Source organism: Phyllobacterium endophyticum, assembly GCF_003010935.1.
In the GTDB taxonomy this organism is placed as follows: Bacteria; Pseudomonadota; Alphaproteobacteria; order Rhizobiales; family Rhizobiaceae; genus Phyllobacterium; species Phyllobacterium endophyticum.
Genome location: NZ_PGGN01000001.1, coordinates 1,052,654 through 1,068,342 on the forward strand (window position 1 = coordinate 1,052,654; position 15,689 = coordinate 1,068,342).

General features: G+C 54.6%; 15 protein-coding genes and 1 riboswitch. Of the genes, 7 read left to right on the plus strand and 8 right to left on the minus strand.

All coding sequences use genetic code 11. The annotated features are described in order from the left end of the window. Positions 1–35: 35 nt before the first annotated feature. Positions 36–677 (plus strand): S24 family peptidase, encoded by a 642-nt coding sequence (locus CU100_RS04885; RefSeq protein WP_106715370.1) that lies wholly within the window; start codon positions 36–38, stop codon positions 675–677. A gap of 13 nt (positions 678–690) precedes the next feature. After that, entirely contained in the window at positions 691–1,581 is an 891-nt protein-coding gene (locus CU100_RS04890; RefSeq protein ID WP_106715371.1) for a thermonuclease family protein, read from the plus strand. Here the strand turns inward: CU100_RS04890 and CU100_RS04895 are convergent, their stop codons facing one another. The 3 genes from CU100_RS04895 to CU100_RS04905 all read right to left on the minus strand — a co-directional run bounded on the left by CU100_RS04895 (position 1,582) and on the right by CU100_RS04905 (position 4,618). Further along, the gene (locus tag CU100_RS04895; protein WP_106715372.1) at positions 1,582–1,965 is read right to left on the minus strand and encodes a VOC family protein; all 384 of its coding nucleotides are present in this window, start codon (positions 1,963–1,965) and stop codon (positions 1,582–1,584) included. It abuts the gene before it with no gap. A 33-nt stretch (positions 1,966–1,998) separates the two neighbouring features. Continuing rightward, the gene (locus CU100_RS04900; RefSeq protein WP_106715373.1) at positions 1,999–3,654 is read right to left on the minus strand and encodes a lysine--tRNA ligase; all 1,656 of its coding nucleotides are present in this window, start codon (positions 3,652–3,654) and stop codon (positions 1,999–2,001) included. 124 nt (positions 3,655–3,778) lie between these two features. Beyond that, the gene (locus tag CU100_RS04905; protein ID WP_106715374.1) at positions 3,779–4,618 is read right to left on the minus strand and encodes a transporter substrate-binding domain-containing protein; all 840 of its coding nucleotides are present in this window, start codon (positions 4,616–4,618) and stop codon (positions 3,779–3,781) included. A gap of 303 nt (positions 4,619–4,921) precedes the next feature. Between CU100_RS04905 and CU100_RS04910 the strand changes: the two genes are divergently transcribed. Then, positions 4,922–6,754 carry a glycosyltransferase gene (locus tag CU100_RS04910; protein ID WP_106715375.1) on the plus strand — a complete coding sequence of 611 codons (1,833 nt, stop codon included), beginning with the start codon at positions 4,922–4,924 and terminating at the stop codon, positions 6,752–6,754. On the opposite strand, the gene ppk2 is transcribed toward CU100_RS04910, so the two are convergent. Beyond that, positions 6,726–7,640 carry a polyphosphate kinase 2 gene (gene ppk2 / locus CU100_RS04915; protein ID WP_106715376.1) on the minus strand — a complete coding sequence of 305 codons (915 nt, stop codon included), beginning with the start codon at positions 7,638–7,640 and terminating at the stop codon, positions 6,726–6,728. The genes CU100_RS04910 and ppk2 overlap by 29 nt on opposite strands. A gap of 83 nt (positions 7,641–7,723) precedes the next feature. Between ppk2 and phoR the strand changes: the two genes are divergently transcribed. Then, entirely contained in the window at positions 7,724–9,001 is a 1,278-nt protein-coding gene (gene phoR / locus CU100_RS04920; protein ID WP_106715377.1) for a phosphate regulon sensor histidine kinase PhoR, read from the plus strand. Positions 9,002–9,052: 51 nt separating this feature from the next. On the opposite strand, the gene CU100_RS04925 is transcribed toward phoR, so the two are convergent. After that, a complete protein-coding gene (locus tag CU100_RS04925; RefSeq protein ID WP_106715378.1) occupies positions 9,053–9,577 on the minus strand; it encodes a GcrA family cell cycle regulator in 525 nt (174 codons plus the stop codon). Between the two features lie 486 nt (positions 9,578–10,063). Between CU100_RS04925 and CU100_RS04930 the strand changes: the two genes are divergently transcribed. The 3 genes from CU100_RS04930 to CU100_RS04940 are packed head-to-tail and all read left to right on the plus strand — an operon-like array spanning position 10,064 to position 13,216. Beyond that, the gene (locus CU100_RS04930; RefSeq protein ID WP_106716014.1) at positions 10,064–11,269 is read left to right on the plus strand and encodes an aspartate aminotransferase family protein; all 1,206 of its coding nucleotides are present in this window, start codon (positions 10,064–10,066) and stop codon (positions 11,267–11,269) included. Positions 11,270–11,280: 11 nt separating this feature from the next. Further along, positions 11,281–12,219, plus strand: a complete 939-nt coding sequence (argF, locus tag CU100_RS04935; RefSeq protein ID WP_170113731.1) for an ornithine carbamoyltransferase — start codon at positions 11,281–11,283, stop codon at positions 12,217–12,219. Then, positions 12,212–13,216 (plus strand): Hsp33 family molecular chaperone, encoded by a 1,005-nt coding sequence (locus CU100_RS04940; protein ID WP_407070294.1) that lies wholly within the window; start codon positions 12,212–12,214, stop codon positions 13,214–13,216. The genes argF and CU100_RS04940 overlap by 8 nt, the downstream gene beginning before the upstream one ends. 76 nt (positions 13,217–13,292) lie before the next feature. Here CU100_RS04940 and CU100_RS04945 read toward each other — a convergent pair whose 3' ends face one another. The 3 genes from CU100_RS04945 to CU100_RS04960 all read right to left on the minus strand — a co-directional run bounded on the left by CU100_RS04945 (position 13,293) and on the right by CU100_RS04960 (position 15,505). Further along, positions 13,293–13,589: a hypothetical protein gene (locus CU100_RS04945; RefSeq protein ID WP_106715380.1), complete on the minus strand. Its 297-nt coding sequence runs from the start codon at positions 13,587–13,589 to the stop codon at positions 13,293–13,295. Then, the gene (gene apaG / locus CU100_RS04950; protein WP_106715381.1) at positions 13,589–13,981 is read right to left on the minus strand and encodes a Co2+/Mg2+ efflux protein ApaG; all 393 of its coding nucleotides are present in this window, start codon (positions 13,979–13,981) and stop codon (positions 13,589–13,591) included. The genes CU100_RS04945 and apaG overlap by 1 nt, the downstream gene beginning before the upstream one ends. Positions 13,982–14,311: 330 nt before the next feature. Next, on the minus strand, positions 14,312–15,505 hold the full coding sequence (locus tag CU100_RS04960; protein ID WP_106716016.1) for an O-succinylhomoserine sulfhydrylase: 1,194 nt from the start codon (positions 15,503–15,505) through the stop codon (positions 14,312–14,314). 62 nt (positions 15,506–15,567) lie between these two features. After that, positions 15,568–15,647: riboswitch (SAM riboswitch) on the minus strand. Positions 15,648–15,689: the final 42 nt, after the last annotated feature.

Genomic DNA, 15,689 nt, shown 5'->3' on the forward strand with positions numbered 1-15,689 from the left:
GAACTGAAGGTATTTTTTCCTTATTGGATATCATCATGTTTTCACATGACCGCATATGGGCGGCCATAGATGCGCTGGCTGAACGCCACTCGCTTTCCGTATCGGGACTGGCGAAACGTGCCGGGCTTGATCCCACAACGTTCAACAAATCCAAACGATACGCTGTGGATGGTCGCGCGCGTTGGCCATCCACCGAGTCGTTGGCCAAGATCATGGAAGCTACGGGCGCCTCGCTCGACGAATTCATGACGCTCGTTCTCGGCAGGGCCAGCAACGGGATTGCTGGCGCGACACGCTCCGTACCGCTGCTCGGTTTCGCGCAGGCGGGCGCCGGCGGTTTTTTCGACGACGGCGGCTTTCCTGTAGGTCAAGGATGGGATGTTGTCGAGTTTCCGGTTGGACCTGCGGACGCGGTTTATGCACTGGAAGTATCGGGAGATTCCATGCTGCCGCTCTATCGCGATGGCGATACGATCATCGTTGCCCCGGGAGCAGCAGTGCGACGGGGTGACCGCGTGGTTGTGCGTACGAAAGATGGGGAGGTCATGGCAAAGATACTCGCGCGGCAGACGCCCCGCACGATCGAGTTGCAATCGATGAATGCCGAGCATCCCACCCGCACTTTCGATGCGGCGCATGTTGATTGGATCGCCCGAATCTTGTGGGCAAGCCAATAGGAACCCACTCTACATGCGCCAGCTACCACTTTATGTCCTGACTGTCCTGGTAGCTTTGGGGCTGGTTTACGCATTCGTCGCCCCTTTCAGTGGTGCCATCGAAACGAGGGTTGGTACTCAAGGCGTCGACATCACACCCGAGAACTTTGAGCTACCCGACGAGATGACGGGCGTCGCACCGGAAGTGGCACAGGAAGCTGTACAGCCGCAGGGGAGAGTTACATCGCCTCAGGCGCGCCAGATCGATCCGGATGCAATGGCTTCCTCGGATAGCGCCACGGCACCGCTGGAGCGGGTGGAGCCTCGCGCGCCCTTGAGCGTGCCTGAGACGATGGCTGGCAATCCTCCAGTAGTTTCTGCGCCGGAATCACCTCCGGCGCCTGTCGACGGCACCGCCAAACCGACACTTCTCCATCGTCCGGTCGCGACAGCAGCAGGCACTATCGAAGCGGCCGGTTACCGGATCGCGCTCGACGGAGTTGAGGCGGTTCATCCGGATGAGACCTGCAATTTCGAGGGCGGTAATGCATGGCCGTGCGGCATGGCCGCACGTACAGCATTCCGCAACTGGTTGCGCTCTCGCGCCATCGAATGCAATGTGCCGGGACAGCCGCCCAATGACGTCGTCGCCACGCATTGTAAACTCGGCGATATGGATATCGCAGGGTGGCTGGTGCAAAATGGCTGGGCCCGTGCGAAGGATGGAACGCCGATGGCCGAGATGATGAAGAAAGCCGAGGAGGCCAAGCTGGGTATATTCGGCAGTCCGCCCGCAGCGCTGCCGGCCTCAGCCAACCTGCCCATACCCTCTATAAGTGATGTACCGGAGCCGCAGGCAGAGCCACTATTGGCTCCACCGCCATTGGCTGTACCAAACGCTCCGTTCCCGCCGCGCCCGGAATAGTCACGCTTCGTGGCAAACAGCCTCGACGTTGTGTCCATCAAGATCGCGAACGAACGCGCCATAATAGTTGGGATGATAGTGCGGGCGCAATCCGGGCTGTCCGTTATCTCTACCTCCAGCCGCTATGGCGGCGGCATGAAATGCGTCAACGATATCGCGGCTCTTGACGCGAAAGGCGATGTGGAGCGGTGGCTTGTTGGGGTCGCCGTTGGTTACCCAGAAGTCGGGCTTGCCGCCCTCACCAAAGCCTGCCACATCCGCGCTCCCGGTAATCGAAGCGGGAACCTCATGGAGCAACTCGTATCCAAGTGGAGCGAGCGCTTCCTTGTAGAACCGCTTGCTTCGCTCGAAATCGCTCACAACGACACCTGTATGATCGATCATTCATCCCTCCAGAAAATTGTCGTGCCCACCAGTTCAAGATAGTTTCCCAGCAAGCGCTTTCGCGATCAGCGCGCGTGTTTCGGCAATACCGTAAAGCGCAACGAACGAGCCGAAACGCGGGCCGCGTTCCTGACCGATCAACACCTCGTAGAGCATCTGGAAGAACGAAACGGACACGCCGGGCCCTCCCTCGGGGCTTGTTTTTGTGTGATCCTGATATCGTTCGATGCTGCGGGCTACGTCCAGCATGGCATTTTGAATCATGCTTCCATCGGCATTGTCCGGCAAGCTTGCGAGCATTTTGTCCATTGCCCCGAGTGCCAGCCGTTCCACTTGATCAGGTGTCCGAAATTTCTTTGTTGGTTTCACGAAATCGTTGAAGTAGCGAATAGCGTAGCCCACGAGGTCATCCAGTTCCGGATTGTTCTGCGGTGTGACGCCCGGTGCGTACCGGTAAATGAAACCCCAAAGCACGCTACGGTTCTCGGCATTGGAAGCGCTGACCAAATTCAACAGAAGGGCAAACGGCACGGGCATCTCGACCGAAGGCGGATTGCCGTTATGTAAATGCCAAACGGGATTGTTCAGCCGATCCTTCCACGACTGGCGTCCGTAGGCCGAGAGATACGTAAAATATTCGTCCACTGCCTTGGGAATGACATCGAAATATAGGCGCTTTGCCGTCCTTGGCTTCTGGAACATATAAAGTCCGAGACTTTCCGTCGGCGCATAGGTCAACCATTCGTCGATACTGATGCCGTTCCCCTTCGACTTCGATATTTTCTGGCCAACATCGTCTAGAAAAAGCTCATAGACGAAATGCTCGGGAGCACGGCCTCCAAGAATCTCGCAAATGCGGTCATACACGATTGCATTTGTCTGGTGGTCCTTGCCAAACATCTCGAAATCGACCCCGAGTGCTGCCCAACGCATTCCGAAATCAGGCTTCCACTGCAGTTTGACGTTGCCACCGGTGACGGGAAGGGTTGTCTCCACACCGTTGTCGTCGTCGAACGTTATCGTACCTTGCGCAGGGTCCACATTCTTCATCGGCACGTAGAGAACCCGACCGCTGGTGGGCGAGATGGGCAGAAAAGGGCTGTAGGTGGCCTGGCGCTCTTCCCCGAGCGTGGGCAACATCACCTCCATTATTTCGCCATAGCGCTCGGCCGCCCGCAGCAATACCTCATCAAAGCGTCCGGATCTGTAATATTCCGTAGCACTGGCGAACTCGTACTCAAAACCGAACGTGTCGAGGAACCGGCACAACATGACGTTGTTGTGGTCTGCAAAACTACTATACCCGCCACCGAAAGGATTGGGCACGGCTGAGAGCGGCTTGTGCAGATGCGGCACGAGCGCAGAGGGGTCTGGAACGCTATCTGGAATCTTGCGCATACCATCCATGTCATCGGAGAAGCACAGAAGCTTCGTTTTGACTTTGTCTTTGGTCAACACGCGAAAGGCGTGACGCACCATGGATGTGCGCGCGACCTCGCCGAACGTGCCGATGTGCGGCAGCCCCGAAGGCCCATATCCCGTCTCAAACAATATCGTTTCCGGGTAGCCAGTCTTCTCATATCGTTTGATGATCTTTCGCGCCTCTTCGAATGGCCACGCCTTGGCCTCTGCAGCCGCCTCGATCAGCTCGGGGCTCAGTTCGATTTGGGTCTCAAGTCGCGAAATCATTCGTTTTTCCTGTGTTCCTGCCATGTATCAAGGCGCGCGGACACTATGGCGCGACGTCATTGGCGTCAATTGTCAGTATCGGCCTGGAGCAGATCCACGCTTGATTTTTACGTGATCGACCGCCCTAATAAAAATCAACCGGAAAATAGCGGAGATAGAGTTCTGATGTGGTGCCTTTTTCTTCCAAGGCTTTCAGAGCGAAATTGAAGGCATCGACGAGCTCACTATTGTCCCTTGCAGTCGCAATCGTCATGCCGTCTCCCAGAAACTGCGGCGCAATATAGGGCCCGCCAGCGAATACGCAGCAATTGTTCGATTCAAGGCTCCCGATCCAAAAGGACAGGTCAGATCCATCGCCAAATACCGCGTCGATCTTTTTTGCTTGCAGATCCTTCAACATGAGATCACGCGAAGGATAGCCCACCCAATGGCCGTGCGGGAAATAATCCGCGAAGACGATCTGATGAACGGAACCCTCAACAACTCCCACGGTCTTGTTGACAAGCGCGTCGGAGAGAGGCTCCGAAAGTGCGGTTCCCTTCAGTGTAACAAAGCGAGCAGGAAGCCTTATATAGGGCGTCGTAAAGGCCAGCTTCTGGCGCAACGCCGCCGTCGGGCGCAGACCAGCTATGATGGCTTCAGCCTCACCACTGTCCAACGCCTGCTGCAATTCGTTCCAAGGGCGCGCTTCGATCTGACAAATCGCCGTGACGGCCAGTTCTTCGCAAATTGCTCTGACAAGATCGATGTTGAAGCCGGAAATGCGGCCGGTACTATCGAGGAAGTTAAACGGCGGATAATCAACGCTCGTCAGAAAGCGAATGCGTTCGATCGTAGAAAGATCCGGTTTGGAGACGTGCTCACGCCCATCCCAATAATTAGGAAAATCAGACTCAGCATGAACTTGTAGTGGCAATGGCAGCACAACGATGAAGGCGAGAGTGGCGAGTGCGCGCAGGTGCATCTGGAACTCGTTTTAACTAGGGGATCTGGGCAAGACGCTAGCATGATTTGAGGCATTGCGACAAATCGGGATGTCGTTCAGCAAAAAAATGCATGACATCGGTGGCGTATTAGAGTTCAAGTATTAGTAGATGCTTTGTCAGTCAACAAAAAGAAGTTAATTTACTACCAAAGGTATTTGTATTCTCATAATTTCAATTTCAAGTTGAGGGTATTTCAAATGGAATTTTTACACAGGGCTCAGATGTTTACAGTGATCAAGCCGAATGTCGCGACCATGGTCTTGTTGTCGTAGCGCTTCTCGATGTCGAATGGGATTGCGAGTTCTCTTGCAGCGCGTCTGTCACATGGCGGCATGGCAAAGACGTCGATCATAGCGGCGTTTCGCCGTTCTGTTGATAACGCGACATCCTTTCTCGACGAACTTTATGCGTCGGACGACGCCGACGAAGAACTCATCAGCGGAGCTTTAGCGCAAGAGACGGGATTGCTGTTCGATAAAATAAGGTCAGATGTAGGGGTCATCGCCCCCACTGCATCAGCCTTCGCCTGGCTCATCCAGATAAGGCATGCGCTTGTCGTTACAGCCAATCGTCAAATACTGATCTATATCGCGCCAACCATGCGAGATCTGCCAGTACTCAAAACGCAGCTAGCGCAAAGCAGAGATATGGCGCTTCGGCTGCGCATCACAACGCGCTCGCACCTCTCTGAGTTTTTGCGCACGCGCCATGAGAACGCACTGCTTGCGAACGCCTTGAACATGGTCGAGGTGGCAAACCATGGATTTTCCGCTCGGATCGTACTGACCGGCAGACAGGGTATCTTTGTCGGGCTTATAGGGGCCGCAATCTTGTCCGGTATCGCAATGGCACCCTCCAGCCTATCGTGTATTCTTCACATGATATTCTCGTTGTTTTTTGTGGCGTGCATTCTGCTGCGCATACTGGCAATAAGGGCAGCCGATACAAGAGTGACTGCAGTTCGTCCAGCCGCGGCGATGCGCAAACTTCCCGTTTATAGCGTCATGATTGCACTATACAGGGAGGTCGACGTGGTTCCGCAATTGATCCGGTCCATGAAGCAGCTTAACTGGCCACTTTCGAGGCTTGAGGTGTTCTTCCTGTGCGAAGCTGACGACACTGCCACTTTGACTGCATTCGAGAGTCAAAGATTGCCCCACGGTTTCAAGGTTGTTCCGGTTCCTTGCCTGGGACCTCGAACCAAACCGAAGGCGCTCAACTACGGACTGCAACTGGTGAACGGCGAGTTTGTCGTAGTCTATGACGCGGAAGACCGTCCGCACCCCGATCAACTAGCAGAGGCGTGGCAGCGCTTCACCGCGGCAGAAGGAGATCTGGCATGTCTACAAGCTCCACTGGTGATTGCCAATGCGCATGAAGGGTGGATTGCCCGCCTGTTTGCCTTCGAATACGCCGCGAATTTCTTTGGACTTCTTCCATGGCTGGCAAGCAAGGGACTTGTTCTGCCACTTGGCGGAAGTTCAAATCATTTTCGGCGTGAATGTTTGATTGCGGTTGGTGGCTGGGATCCCTACAACGTAACTGAAGACGCTGAACTTGGTACCCGTCTGGTGCGCTCCGGATTTAGGGTCGAGATGCTGTCCCTGCCAACGATTGAGGATGCACCGACGGAGGCGGCAGTCTGGCTGCGGCAGCGGACACGTTGGCTTAAGGGCTGGACACAAACGTGGCTTGTCGAGATGCGGCATCCGGTGCGACTTTTCAGGGACCTCGGTCCGCGGCGTTTTCTTGTCTATCATGGCTTAGCTGCTGGTTTGATCGTCTCGTCACTCCTCTATCCGTTCATGCTCGTTTTTATGGCATACTCGGTGTTCAGTCTCATTCTTTACGATACCAGTATAACCAACCGAAGCATCCTTCTGTTCGATTTCATGAACATCACGATGGGATTTCTGTCGTTTCATGCGCTTGGTAGGAGCAGTACCGCGGGTAAACGGATAAAGGGCCCGATATTGCGCTGTGTTCCGCTCTACTGGCTCATGATGTCGATGGCGGCGTGGCGAGCGGTCAAGCAACTCTGTACAAAGCCCTTCCTTTGGGAAAAAACGCCGCATCGCCCGTTTGCTAGAGAAAACCCGGACCCGAGCCGATGATCAACGGGTCTTCTTTCCCGATCACATCTATATTGCGGCCCTCGTACGGCAAACTCAGCAGAATTCTGCGAATGACTGCGAGGCGGGCGCGGCGTTTATCATTGGATTTAACGATAGTCCACGGAGCATGCGCCGTATGGGTCCGTTCCATCATCTCGTTGCGGGCCTTGGTGTAATCATCCCATTTCTCAGCGCCGGCAATATCGATGGGCGAGAATTTCCAGTTCTTGAGCGGACTGTGCCTGCGGTCGTGAAAGCGCTTCAGCTGCATGATCTGCCCGATGTTGAGCCAGAACTTGAAAAAGTGAATACCATCTGCCACGATCATGCGTTCGAAGCCGGGTACTTCCTCGAGAAAGGATTCATGCTGTTCCGGCGTGCAAAAGCCGAGGACCGGCTCGACGCCGGCGCGATTATACCACGAGCGATCAAACGTAACGAACTCCCCCGTGGTGGGGAAGTGCGAGACGTAGCGCTGGAAATACCATTGTCCACGTTCGGTCTCGCTGGGCTTCGGCAGGGCCACATTGCGCGCGTTTCGCGGATTCATATATTGGCGCAAGTTGAATATGGTCCCGCCCTTACCCGCCGCATCACGGCCTTCGAAAATTATCATGACGCGCTGGCCCGTGTCCTGCAGCCAATACTGCATCTTGACCAACTGTATCTGTAACTGTTCGAGTGTCTCGCCATATTCGTCTTTAGACATTTTGTCGGTGTAGGGGAAATCTCCCGATACCAGCGCACCGTCTTCTACCCAGTCCGGCAACTTCGGATTGTCGATGTCGAAGTTGCGTGTTCTGCCATCGATATTAAGCTTGAGTGTCGATTTTGCCGATTTAAGGCGCTCCGGTTTCTTTTTTGAATCTTTACCCAAGGCACTCATCCTCAATTGACACAAAGGCATGTTATTGGGAGAGCGTTGCGTCGTCCAGAGGCGAAAAAGGTTGCAGTGCAGGAGTTTAACGCATGACAATATGGGGGCCGGAAGGCTTGGCATTGCGGCAAAGAGCGATGGATAGGCTGTTCCAGGCGCGCTTTTTGCTGGGAGCCGCAGCCTTCATCACAGCACTAGTTTTGAGTTCTGGCGCTTCCTGGTGGTTAAGCTTTGGTATCCTGATGATGGTCTACCTTGCTATCATCGTACTCTCTGCAGCACTCCCGCGCACTGCTGATCCGTACGCCAATGCCAATTTCAACGAGCCGGCAGTCTTCCGGCTGTCAGGTCAGCAGCTAGCAGCCCAGTTACCGGATCCACTTATCATCTTCGACCATGCGGGGACGATCCTTTTTGTCAACCCGGCAGCCAATGGTGCTTTCCCGCCCCTGGCTCGTGGCGGTGCTCTATTGATGCATTTCCGCGCGCCAGAAATGCAGACGCTTGTCCAAGCCGTAATGGCCGATGCGCTGCCGCGATCAGTCGACTATTTCGAGCGCGTGCCGGTGGAACGCTGGTACCGTGCTACCGTGCTCCTACTCGATCAAGCGGGCGGAGCGAACCGACAATATCTGCTATCATTCCGCGATCAGACCGAAGCGCATCGGCTTGAGCGAATGCGGTCCGACTTCATCGCCAATGCCAGTCATGAACTTCGCACCCCTCTGGCGTCGCTCAGCGGATTCATTGAGACGTTACGCGGTCCGGCACGCAATGATGAAGCAGCGCGCGACAATTTTCTTGAGATCATGCAGAAACAGGCCGAGCGTATGGCACGGCTGATCGATGACCTCCTGTCACTGTCCCGCATCGAGATGAAGGCCCACATAGCCGTGAAGGACCAGGTGGATCTAACCACAGTGCTCAATCATGTCGCCGATTCCCTCAAGCCACTTGCCACTAATCTCGGCGTGGAAATAGAGCGGCACATCGAGCCGGGTCCAGTAAGCGTATTGGGTGACCGCGACGAACTGACTCAGGTATTCCAGAACCTGATCGAGAACGCCTGCAAATATGGTCAGTCCGGGAAGAAGATCATCGTGGAACTGAAGCGCGCTGGTGAGTCCATCAAAGCCAGCGTTCAGGACTTCGGACCGGGAATACCTGATGAGCACATACCGCGGCTTACCGAGCGCTTCTACCGCGTCAGCCTGGAAACCAGTAGAGCGCAGAAAGGGACGGGACTCGGTCTCGCCATAGTAAAGCACATCCTTACCCGCCATCGAGCCCGGCTGGTAGTTCGATCAAAAGTCGGCGAGGGCTCTTCGTTCACAGTCATGTTCGAACCTCAAAAACTTGAGCGTACATAACAGAAAAAGGCGCCATGCGGCGCCCTTGAATGAACATCTGTAATAACAACATCACCGAATGCGGCGGCGATCCGACGCGGGCTGATATGCCAGACGCGAATGATAGGTGCAATATGGTCCGGATTCTCCAACGTCATTGCCGCAAAAATTGAAATCCGGCTGCAGAGGATCCCCGACTGGCCATTTGCATGTCCGCTCACTCAACTGAACGAGCTCAAGACGTCGAGAGATAGGAACGACGACGTCAGTCACGGTTTTCGTGACAGTGTGGGCAACAAGGTCGGTGCTGTATTCTGTCTGCAATGCTGTCGCGCCTACACTGCGATTCACGACCCGGCTCGACATGTGCCCCAGGGACCCGGGGCTACGATGGCCGCCAGACGCGGTGGTGTTGACCTTTTTGCTGCGTGTCTGGGTCGAGGTGGACTTGCCGCGTCCCGACAGCTTCAGCCGATGTACCTTGCCGATGACAGCATTGCGGCTGACACCGCCCAGTTGTGCTGCGATCTGGCTTGCACTTAGACCTTCGGCCCAAAGTTTCTTCAGCTGCTCTACGCGCTCATCTGTCCAGTTCATCGTTTCCTAGCTCCAAATGGGGCTCAGTTTTGTGCGGACGGTAGATTGAATCCTTCCTCGCATCTGGATTGCTCCAGATTGGCCTGACACTATATCTATTCAGATGACGAGGACGCCGCACGAAATCTAGCTATTTCTTTTCACAACGTACAATATGGGACGACTCTGTGACAAGAGTCGGTCGGGCATCCCAACGTGGGTTTTTACGGTTTTCCCCAACTTGCACGATCAACTGTTGCAAAAAAGACTCGTTATGCGGCTGTGCGCTTACTCGCTTCGGTTGCAAATCATCTCTTGCAGAATATCGTGGGCGGCGGTGTCGAGACACTCTGAAGTGTTCATTTGACAATTGCAGTTTGAATGACGATATTAACGGCGTGGCCGCCCCCAAAATGGCATTGTGGGGCGGCTTTTTGATTTGGTCGCTGCCGGTTCCCTCTTTGTAATCAGCAGGTTTGAAAAATGGGTTTTGGAGGCCCTGAAGACATGACGGACGCACGCGCGCAACCGCTTTACGACACGTATGCTCGTGCGGATCTGCGCTTTGAGCGAGGTGAGGGCGTTTGGCTTTTTACCGATTCCGGCATTCGCTACCTCGACTTCGCCGCTGGTATAGCCGTGAACTCCCTCGGTTATTCACACCCGCACCTTGTCACAGCCTTGAAGGCCCAGGCGGACAAGCTATGGCATCTGTCGAATATTTACGAAATACCGGGCCAGGAGCGTCTGGGACAGCGTCTTGTAGATAATACGTTTGCTGACAAGGTTTTCTTTACCAATTCCGGTGCGGAAGCTTTGGAATGTGCGATCAAGACAGCCCGGCGCTATCATTATGTCAATGGTGAGCACGAGCGGTTCCGCATCATCACCTTTGAAGGGGCTTTTCACGGCAGAACCCTGGCCACGATCGCGGCCGGCGGGCAGCCTAAATATCTTGAAGGGTTTGGACCTAAAGTTGAAGGCTTCGATCAAGTGCCCTTTGGTGATGTAAACGCACTTAAGGCGGCTATAGGGCCCGAAACAGCAGCCATATTGATCGAGCCGGTTCAAGGCGAGGGTGGTGTTCGACCAGTACCAGAGGAGGAGTTGCGCGCTTTGCGCGGTCTTTGCGATGAGCATGGCCTGCTACTTATTCTCGATGAGGTGCAAACGGGGATGGGGCGCACCGGCAAGCTATTCGCTCATGAGTGGTCAGGGATCCAGCCGGATATCATGGCTGTTGCCAAGGGCATAGGCGGTGGCTTTCCGCTTGGTGCATGTCTCGCGACTGCCGAAGCCGCCAAGGGCATGACAGCGGGCGTACATGGTACCACCTATGGCGGCAATCCACTTGCTATGGCGGTCGGCAATGCTGTGCTGGATGTGATTTTGGAAGAAGGATTCCTTGAGCGGGTGCAGCACGTCGCACTGATCATGAAGCAGGGGCTCGCCTCGATTTCGGATCGTTATCCGGAAGCCATTTCCGAAGTGCGCGGCCGTGGTTTCCTCATCGGACTGAAGTGTCGCGTTCCAAACACCACAATGGTTCAAGCGTTGCGTGACGAACATTTACTTACCGTCGGTGCCGGCGACAACGTCGTTCGCCTTCTGCCACCACTGGTTGCAACTGAAGCGGATGTCCGCGAAGCTCTCGCACGAATCGAAGCAGCAGCCGAACGTCTGTCTGTCACACCGAGACAGAAAAGCGCTTAAAGACAGGTTGCATGATGATCAAACAAGACATCCGTCACTTTACGGACCTCTCAGCGCTTTCTCGGGCCGACTTACGTCTCATTCTGGACGATGCGCGGGAACGCAAAACGCGGCTAAAAGCTGGTAGCCTTGAGAAGCCGTTTGCCGGAAAGGTTCTGGCGATGATTTTCGACAAGCCGTCTACGCGTACACGCGTATCGTTCGACGTCGGCATGAGGCAGCTTGGCGGTGAGACGATCATGCTGACAGGTTCTGAAATGCAGCTGGGTCGCAGCGAGACCATTGCCGATACGGCAAAGGTGCTGTCGCGTTATGTCGACATCATCGTGATGCGCACGACGACACATGAGCGTCTGACCGAAATGGCCGAAAATGCCACTGTACCAGTAATAAATGCGCTAACCGACGATACCCATCCGTGCCAGATCATGGCCGATATCATGACCTTCGAGGAACATCGCGGGCCGGTCAAAGGCACGACATTTGCGTGGACTGGCGACGGCAACAACGTGCTGCATTCCTTGATCGAGGCTGCTGCACGCTTCGACTTTAATCTAAACATCGCAACTCCGGAAGGCAGTGAACCCGACGAAAAATACCTTGCCTGGGCCAAGCGAGCTGGTGGCAAGGTCAGATTGACGACCGATCCTGTTTCAGCAGTCGAAGGAGTAGACTGTATCGTTACTGACACATGGGTATCGATGGGACAGGAAGGCCGGGCGCGTGGTCACAATGTTTTCATGCCCTACCAGGTCAATGACGCATTATTGAAGCATGCCAGTCCTGATGCGCTCTTCATGCATTGTCTACCGGCGCACCGCGGGGAAGAAGTAACGGACTCGGTCATTGACGGACCGCATTCAGTTGTCTTCGATGAGGCGGAGAATAGATTGCACGCACAAAAGGCTATTCTTGCCTGGTGTCTTGAGGGAGGTCGCGCAAGTGCCTGATACGTCGATCCGCGGTGACGAGTACATTTTCGCAGGCGATGATGCGGTTGTTCCGTTCCAGGTTGAAGAGCTGGACGCGCGTGGACGTGCCGTTCAACTGGGCCCGACGCTTGATGACATTTTAAGCCGTCACGATTATCCGGAGCCGGTGGCTAGGCTGTTGGCTGAAGCCATTGTTCTAACGGTGCTGCTCGGTACTTCGCTCAAGTTCGAGGGGAAGTTTATTTTTCAATCGCAGTCGGATGGACCAGTCGATATGCTGGTGGTCGATTTTCGTACACCGAATTCGGTTCGGGCCTATGCGCGCTATGATGACGAACGCTTGGCCGATGCCATCGCCGAAAATCGGCTGTCGCCGGTAGAGCTGATGGGTAGCGGGACTCTGGCGCTCACGGTAGATCAAGGCGAGTACACGCAGCGCTATCAAGGCATCGTTGCTCTCGATGGGTCCAATCTTGAAGAGATCGCCAAGACCTATTTTCGTCAGTCGGAACAGATTCCGACCGATCTCCGCCTTTCCGTTGCGAAGCTCATAGAGCGCGGCGAAGACGGCAAACCGGTCGAGCAATGGCGGGCCGGTGGGCTTATCGTGCAATTTCTACCGGAATCCGAGTTGCGGATGCGTCAGCGCGACCTGCCCGCGGGAGACGGGCCAGAGGCCGACGAGGACGACGAATCCGACCTCCTCGAAGACGATGATTGGGCAGAGGTAAAGGCCTTGGTCGCTACGATCGAAAGCTCGGAATTGACTGATCCTCACGTCGGGGCTGAAAGGTTGCTATACCGGTTGTTTCATGAGCGTGGCGTGCGCGTTTTCGACGCCGTACCGGTCAACGACGATTGCTCTTGCTCACGCGAGAAGATCGCCGGCGTGCTGTCCGGCTTCACAGCCGAAGAAATTACCGACAGCATTGAAGACGGAAAAATTAGTGTGACGTGCGAATTTTGCTCTACGGAGTATGAATTCGATCCTGCAGAGTTTTTGCCAAAAAATTGATTGGAATGGCCTTAAAGGGGGAGATCGAGTGTAATGCCAAACAGGTAAGAGCCTCGTTTTAAAAACGGAGTTCTGATCAGCTTCGCATCGGCGCAGTTATTTCGTGGACAATAGTAATCACCACCAAAAGAGCCACAAACGTGCAAATGATCAGCCAAATCGGCCACGCCTTGGTCGATTTCTTCGCAAGCAGTCCGACTATGAGGCCGGGCACCATAACCAGTGCCAGCAACTGGCTTACCGCTTCGGTACTCGTCGTGAAGCTGGGCAATGTATAGCCGAGATAAAGCGCGCATAGGGCTAGCGCGAAGGTGAAGGCAGAACATGCCAGAGCCTTGACGTAAGGCGATTGGGTACGGTTTGTTTCTATCATCAGTTTAATGTGCGCAGCTGATCAGGGAGGTCAAGCGAGAACGCTGGTATTTCAACATCAAAGCGGTCTCCGGCATCGGTTTGCATTGTATATCGGCCCACCATGACGCCAGACGTCGTAGTGAGCGGACAACCGGACGAATATTGGAAAGAATCGCCGGGATTGAGGATCGGTTGCTCACCGATAACCCCAGGACCACGCACTTCTTCCATGTGGCCATTACCGTCGGTGATCTTCCAGTATCGAGCCCGCAATTGAACGGTGGCTTCGGAGTCGTTGGCGATCGTGATGCGATATCCCCAGACATACCTGTTCTCTTCCGGATTGGACTGCTCCTCCAGATAAAACGGCTCTACAGTCACCTCGATATCGCGGGTTATGGCCTTATACATACCTTCTCTCAGTCCGTTTCCCTGATATCGCGGGTCAACTTCATCGCGTCAACTCTCCAGAGAGGGATGAATTTAAATCCTTCGTGATCAGCCCTCTTGTCGCTAATATAAAGGCGAAGCCGTCCGCTGGAGCTAAGCAATTCTATTAATTAGTCGCTAAAAAACGCAGAGTTGGCCGTGTCGATTCCTGATGTTCTTCAAGCAGAACACTTTGGAAAGGCAAGACATCGTCCTTCCTGGAGTGCCGAACGTAGATGGCGTCGGGCAAGCCAATGACCAGAGCTTGGGAGAAGGCCGCGCCGGAGACCCGGCGCAGCATGTTTTCAATCTTCAAAGAGCCCCTTTGAGAGCAACGTCAAGGTCTTCTATCAGATCGTCCGTGTCCTCCAGCCCGACTGACAACCGCAACAATCCATCTGAAATACCGAGTTCTGCACGAGCATCGTCAGTGAGGTTCTTATGGGTGGTGGTGGTAGGATGTGTGATCAGGCTTTTGGAATCGCCAAGATTGTTGGATATCTGAATAATCTCCAATTTGTTCTCGGCGTTGAACGTCGCCTTTTTCCCGCCCTTGACTTCGAAGGCGATCAAGGTCGAGCCGCCCGACATCTGCCTCGCTATGATATCGGCCTGAGGGTGATCGGGACGTCCTGGATAAATGACCTTGGACACCGCCGGATGGTCAGCGAGAAAGTCAGCAATTTTCCCCGCGCTCTCCGTTTGCTGCCGGACACGTACGACCAAGGTTTCCATGCCCTTCAGCATCACCCATGAGTTGAATGGGCTGAGGCCAGGGCCAGTGTGACGGAAGTATTCATGCAAGTTCTCGTCCACCCATTGCTTATCGGATAGGATCACCCCACCAAGACAGCGGCCCTGTCCGTCGATATGTTTCGTAGTGGAATAGACGACGATGTGGGCGCCAAGCTCGAGCGGCTTCTGAAAAAGCGGCGTTGCGAAGACGTTGTCGACAATGAGTTTGGCGCCGACGGAGTTTGCGATATTTGCCACAGCGGCAATGTCGATCACCTCGAGTGTTGGATTGGTGGGGCTTTCCAGGAACATCACCTTGGTATTCGGGCGAACTGCCTTTTGCCAGTTTTCAATCTTCGATCCATCGATCAATGTGAATTCCACGCCATAGCGTGGCAGAAGCGTTTCGATGATGTACCGACAAGAACCAAACATTGCTCGCGCAGCCAGTACGTGGTCACCTGATTTTACCTGACAGATGATTGCAGCGGCGACGGCAGCCATGCCCGAAGCGGTGGCACGCGCATCTTCAGCGCCTTCCAATGCGCACATGCGCTTTTCAAACATGTCGGTCGTTGGATTGGCGTATCTGGAGTAGATGAAACCCGGCTCTTCGCCCTTGAAGCGGGCTTCTGCGGCTTCCGCGCTCGGATAGACGAAGCCTTGCGTCAGGAACAACGCTTCGGACGTTTCTCCGAAACCAGAACGCAGCGTTCCGGCATGGACAAGTTGAGTTGCAGGCCGCAATTTACGGGTGGTGTTCTTGGTCATCGTCTTCTCAATCTGCCAGAATCTGGCCAATAAAAAACCGGCCTTGCGTGAATCGCAAAAAGGCCGGACGAGACCGGGCCTCTTTTAGCAAATTATTTAACGTGGCTGCAAGCCGGCCGGCCAAATCACCACGGGATAAAAGTGCTTTAATCCTCTTGGCGACTTGCGTCAACCGGGCGAGGCG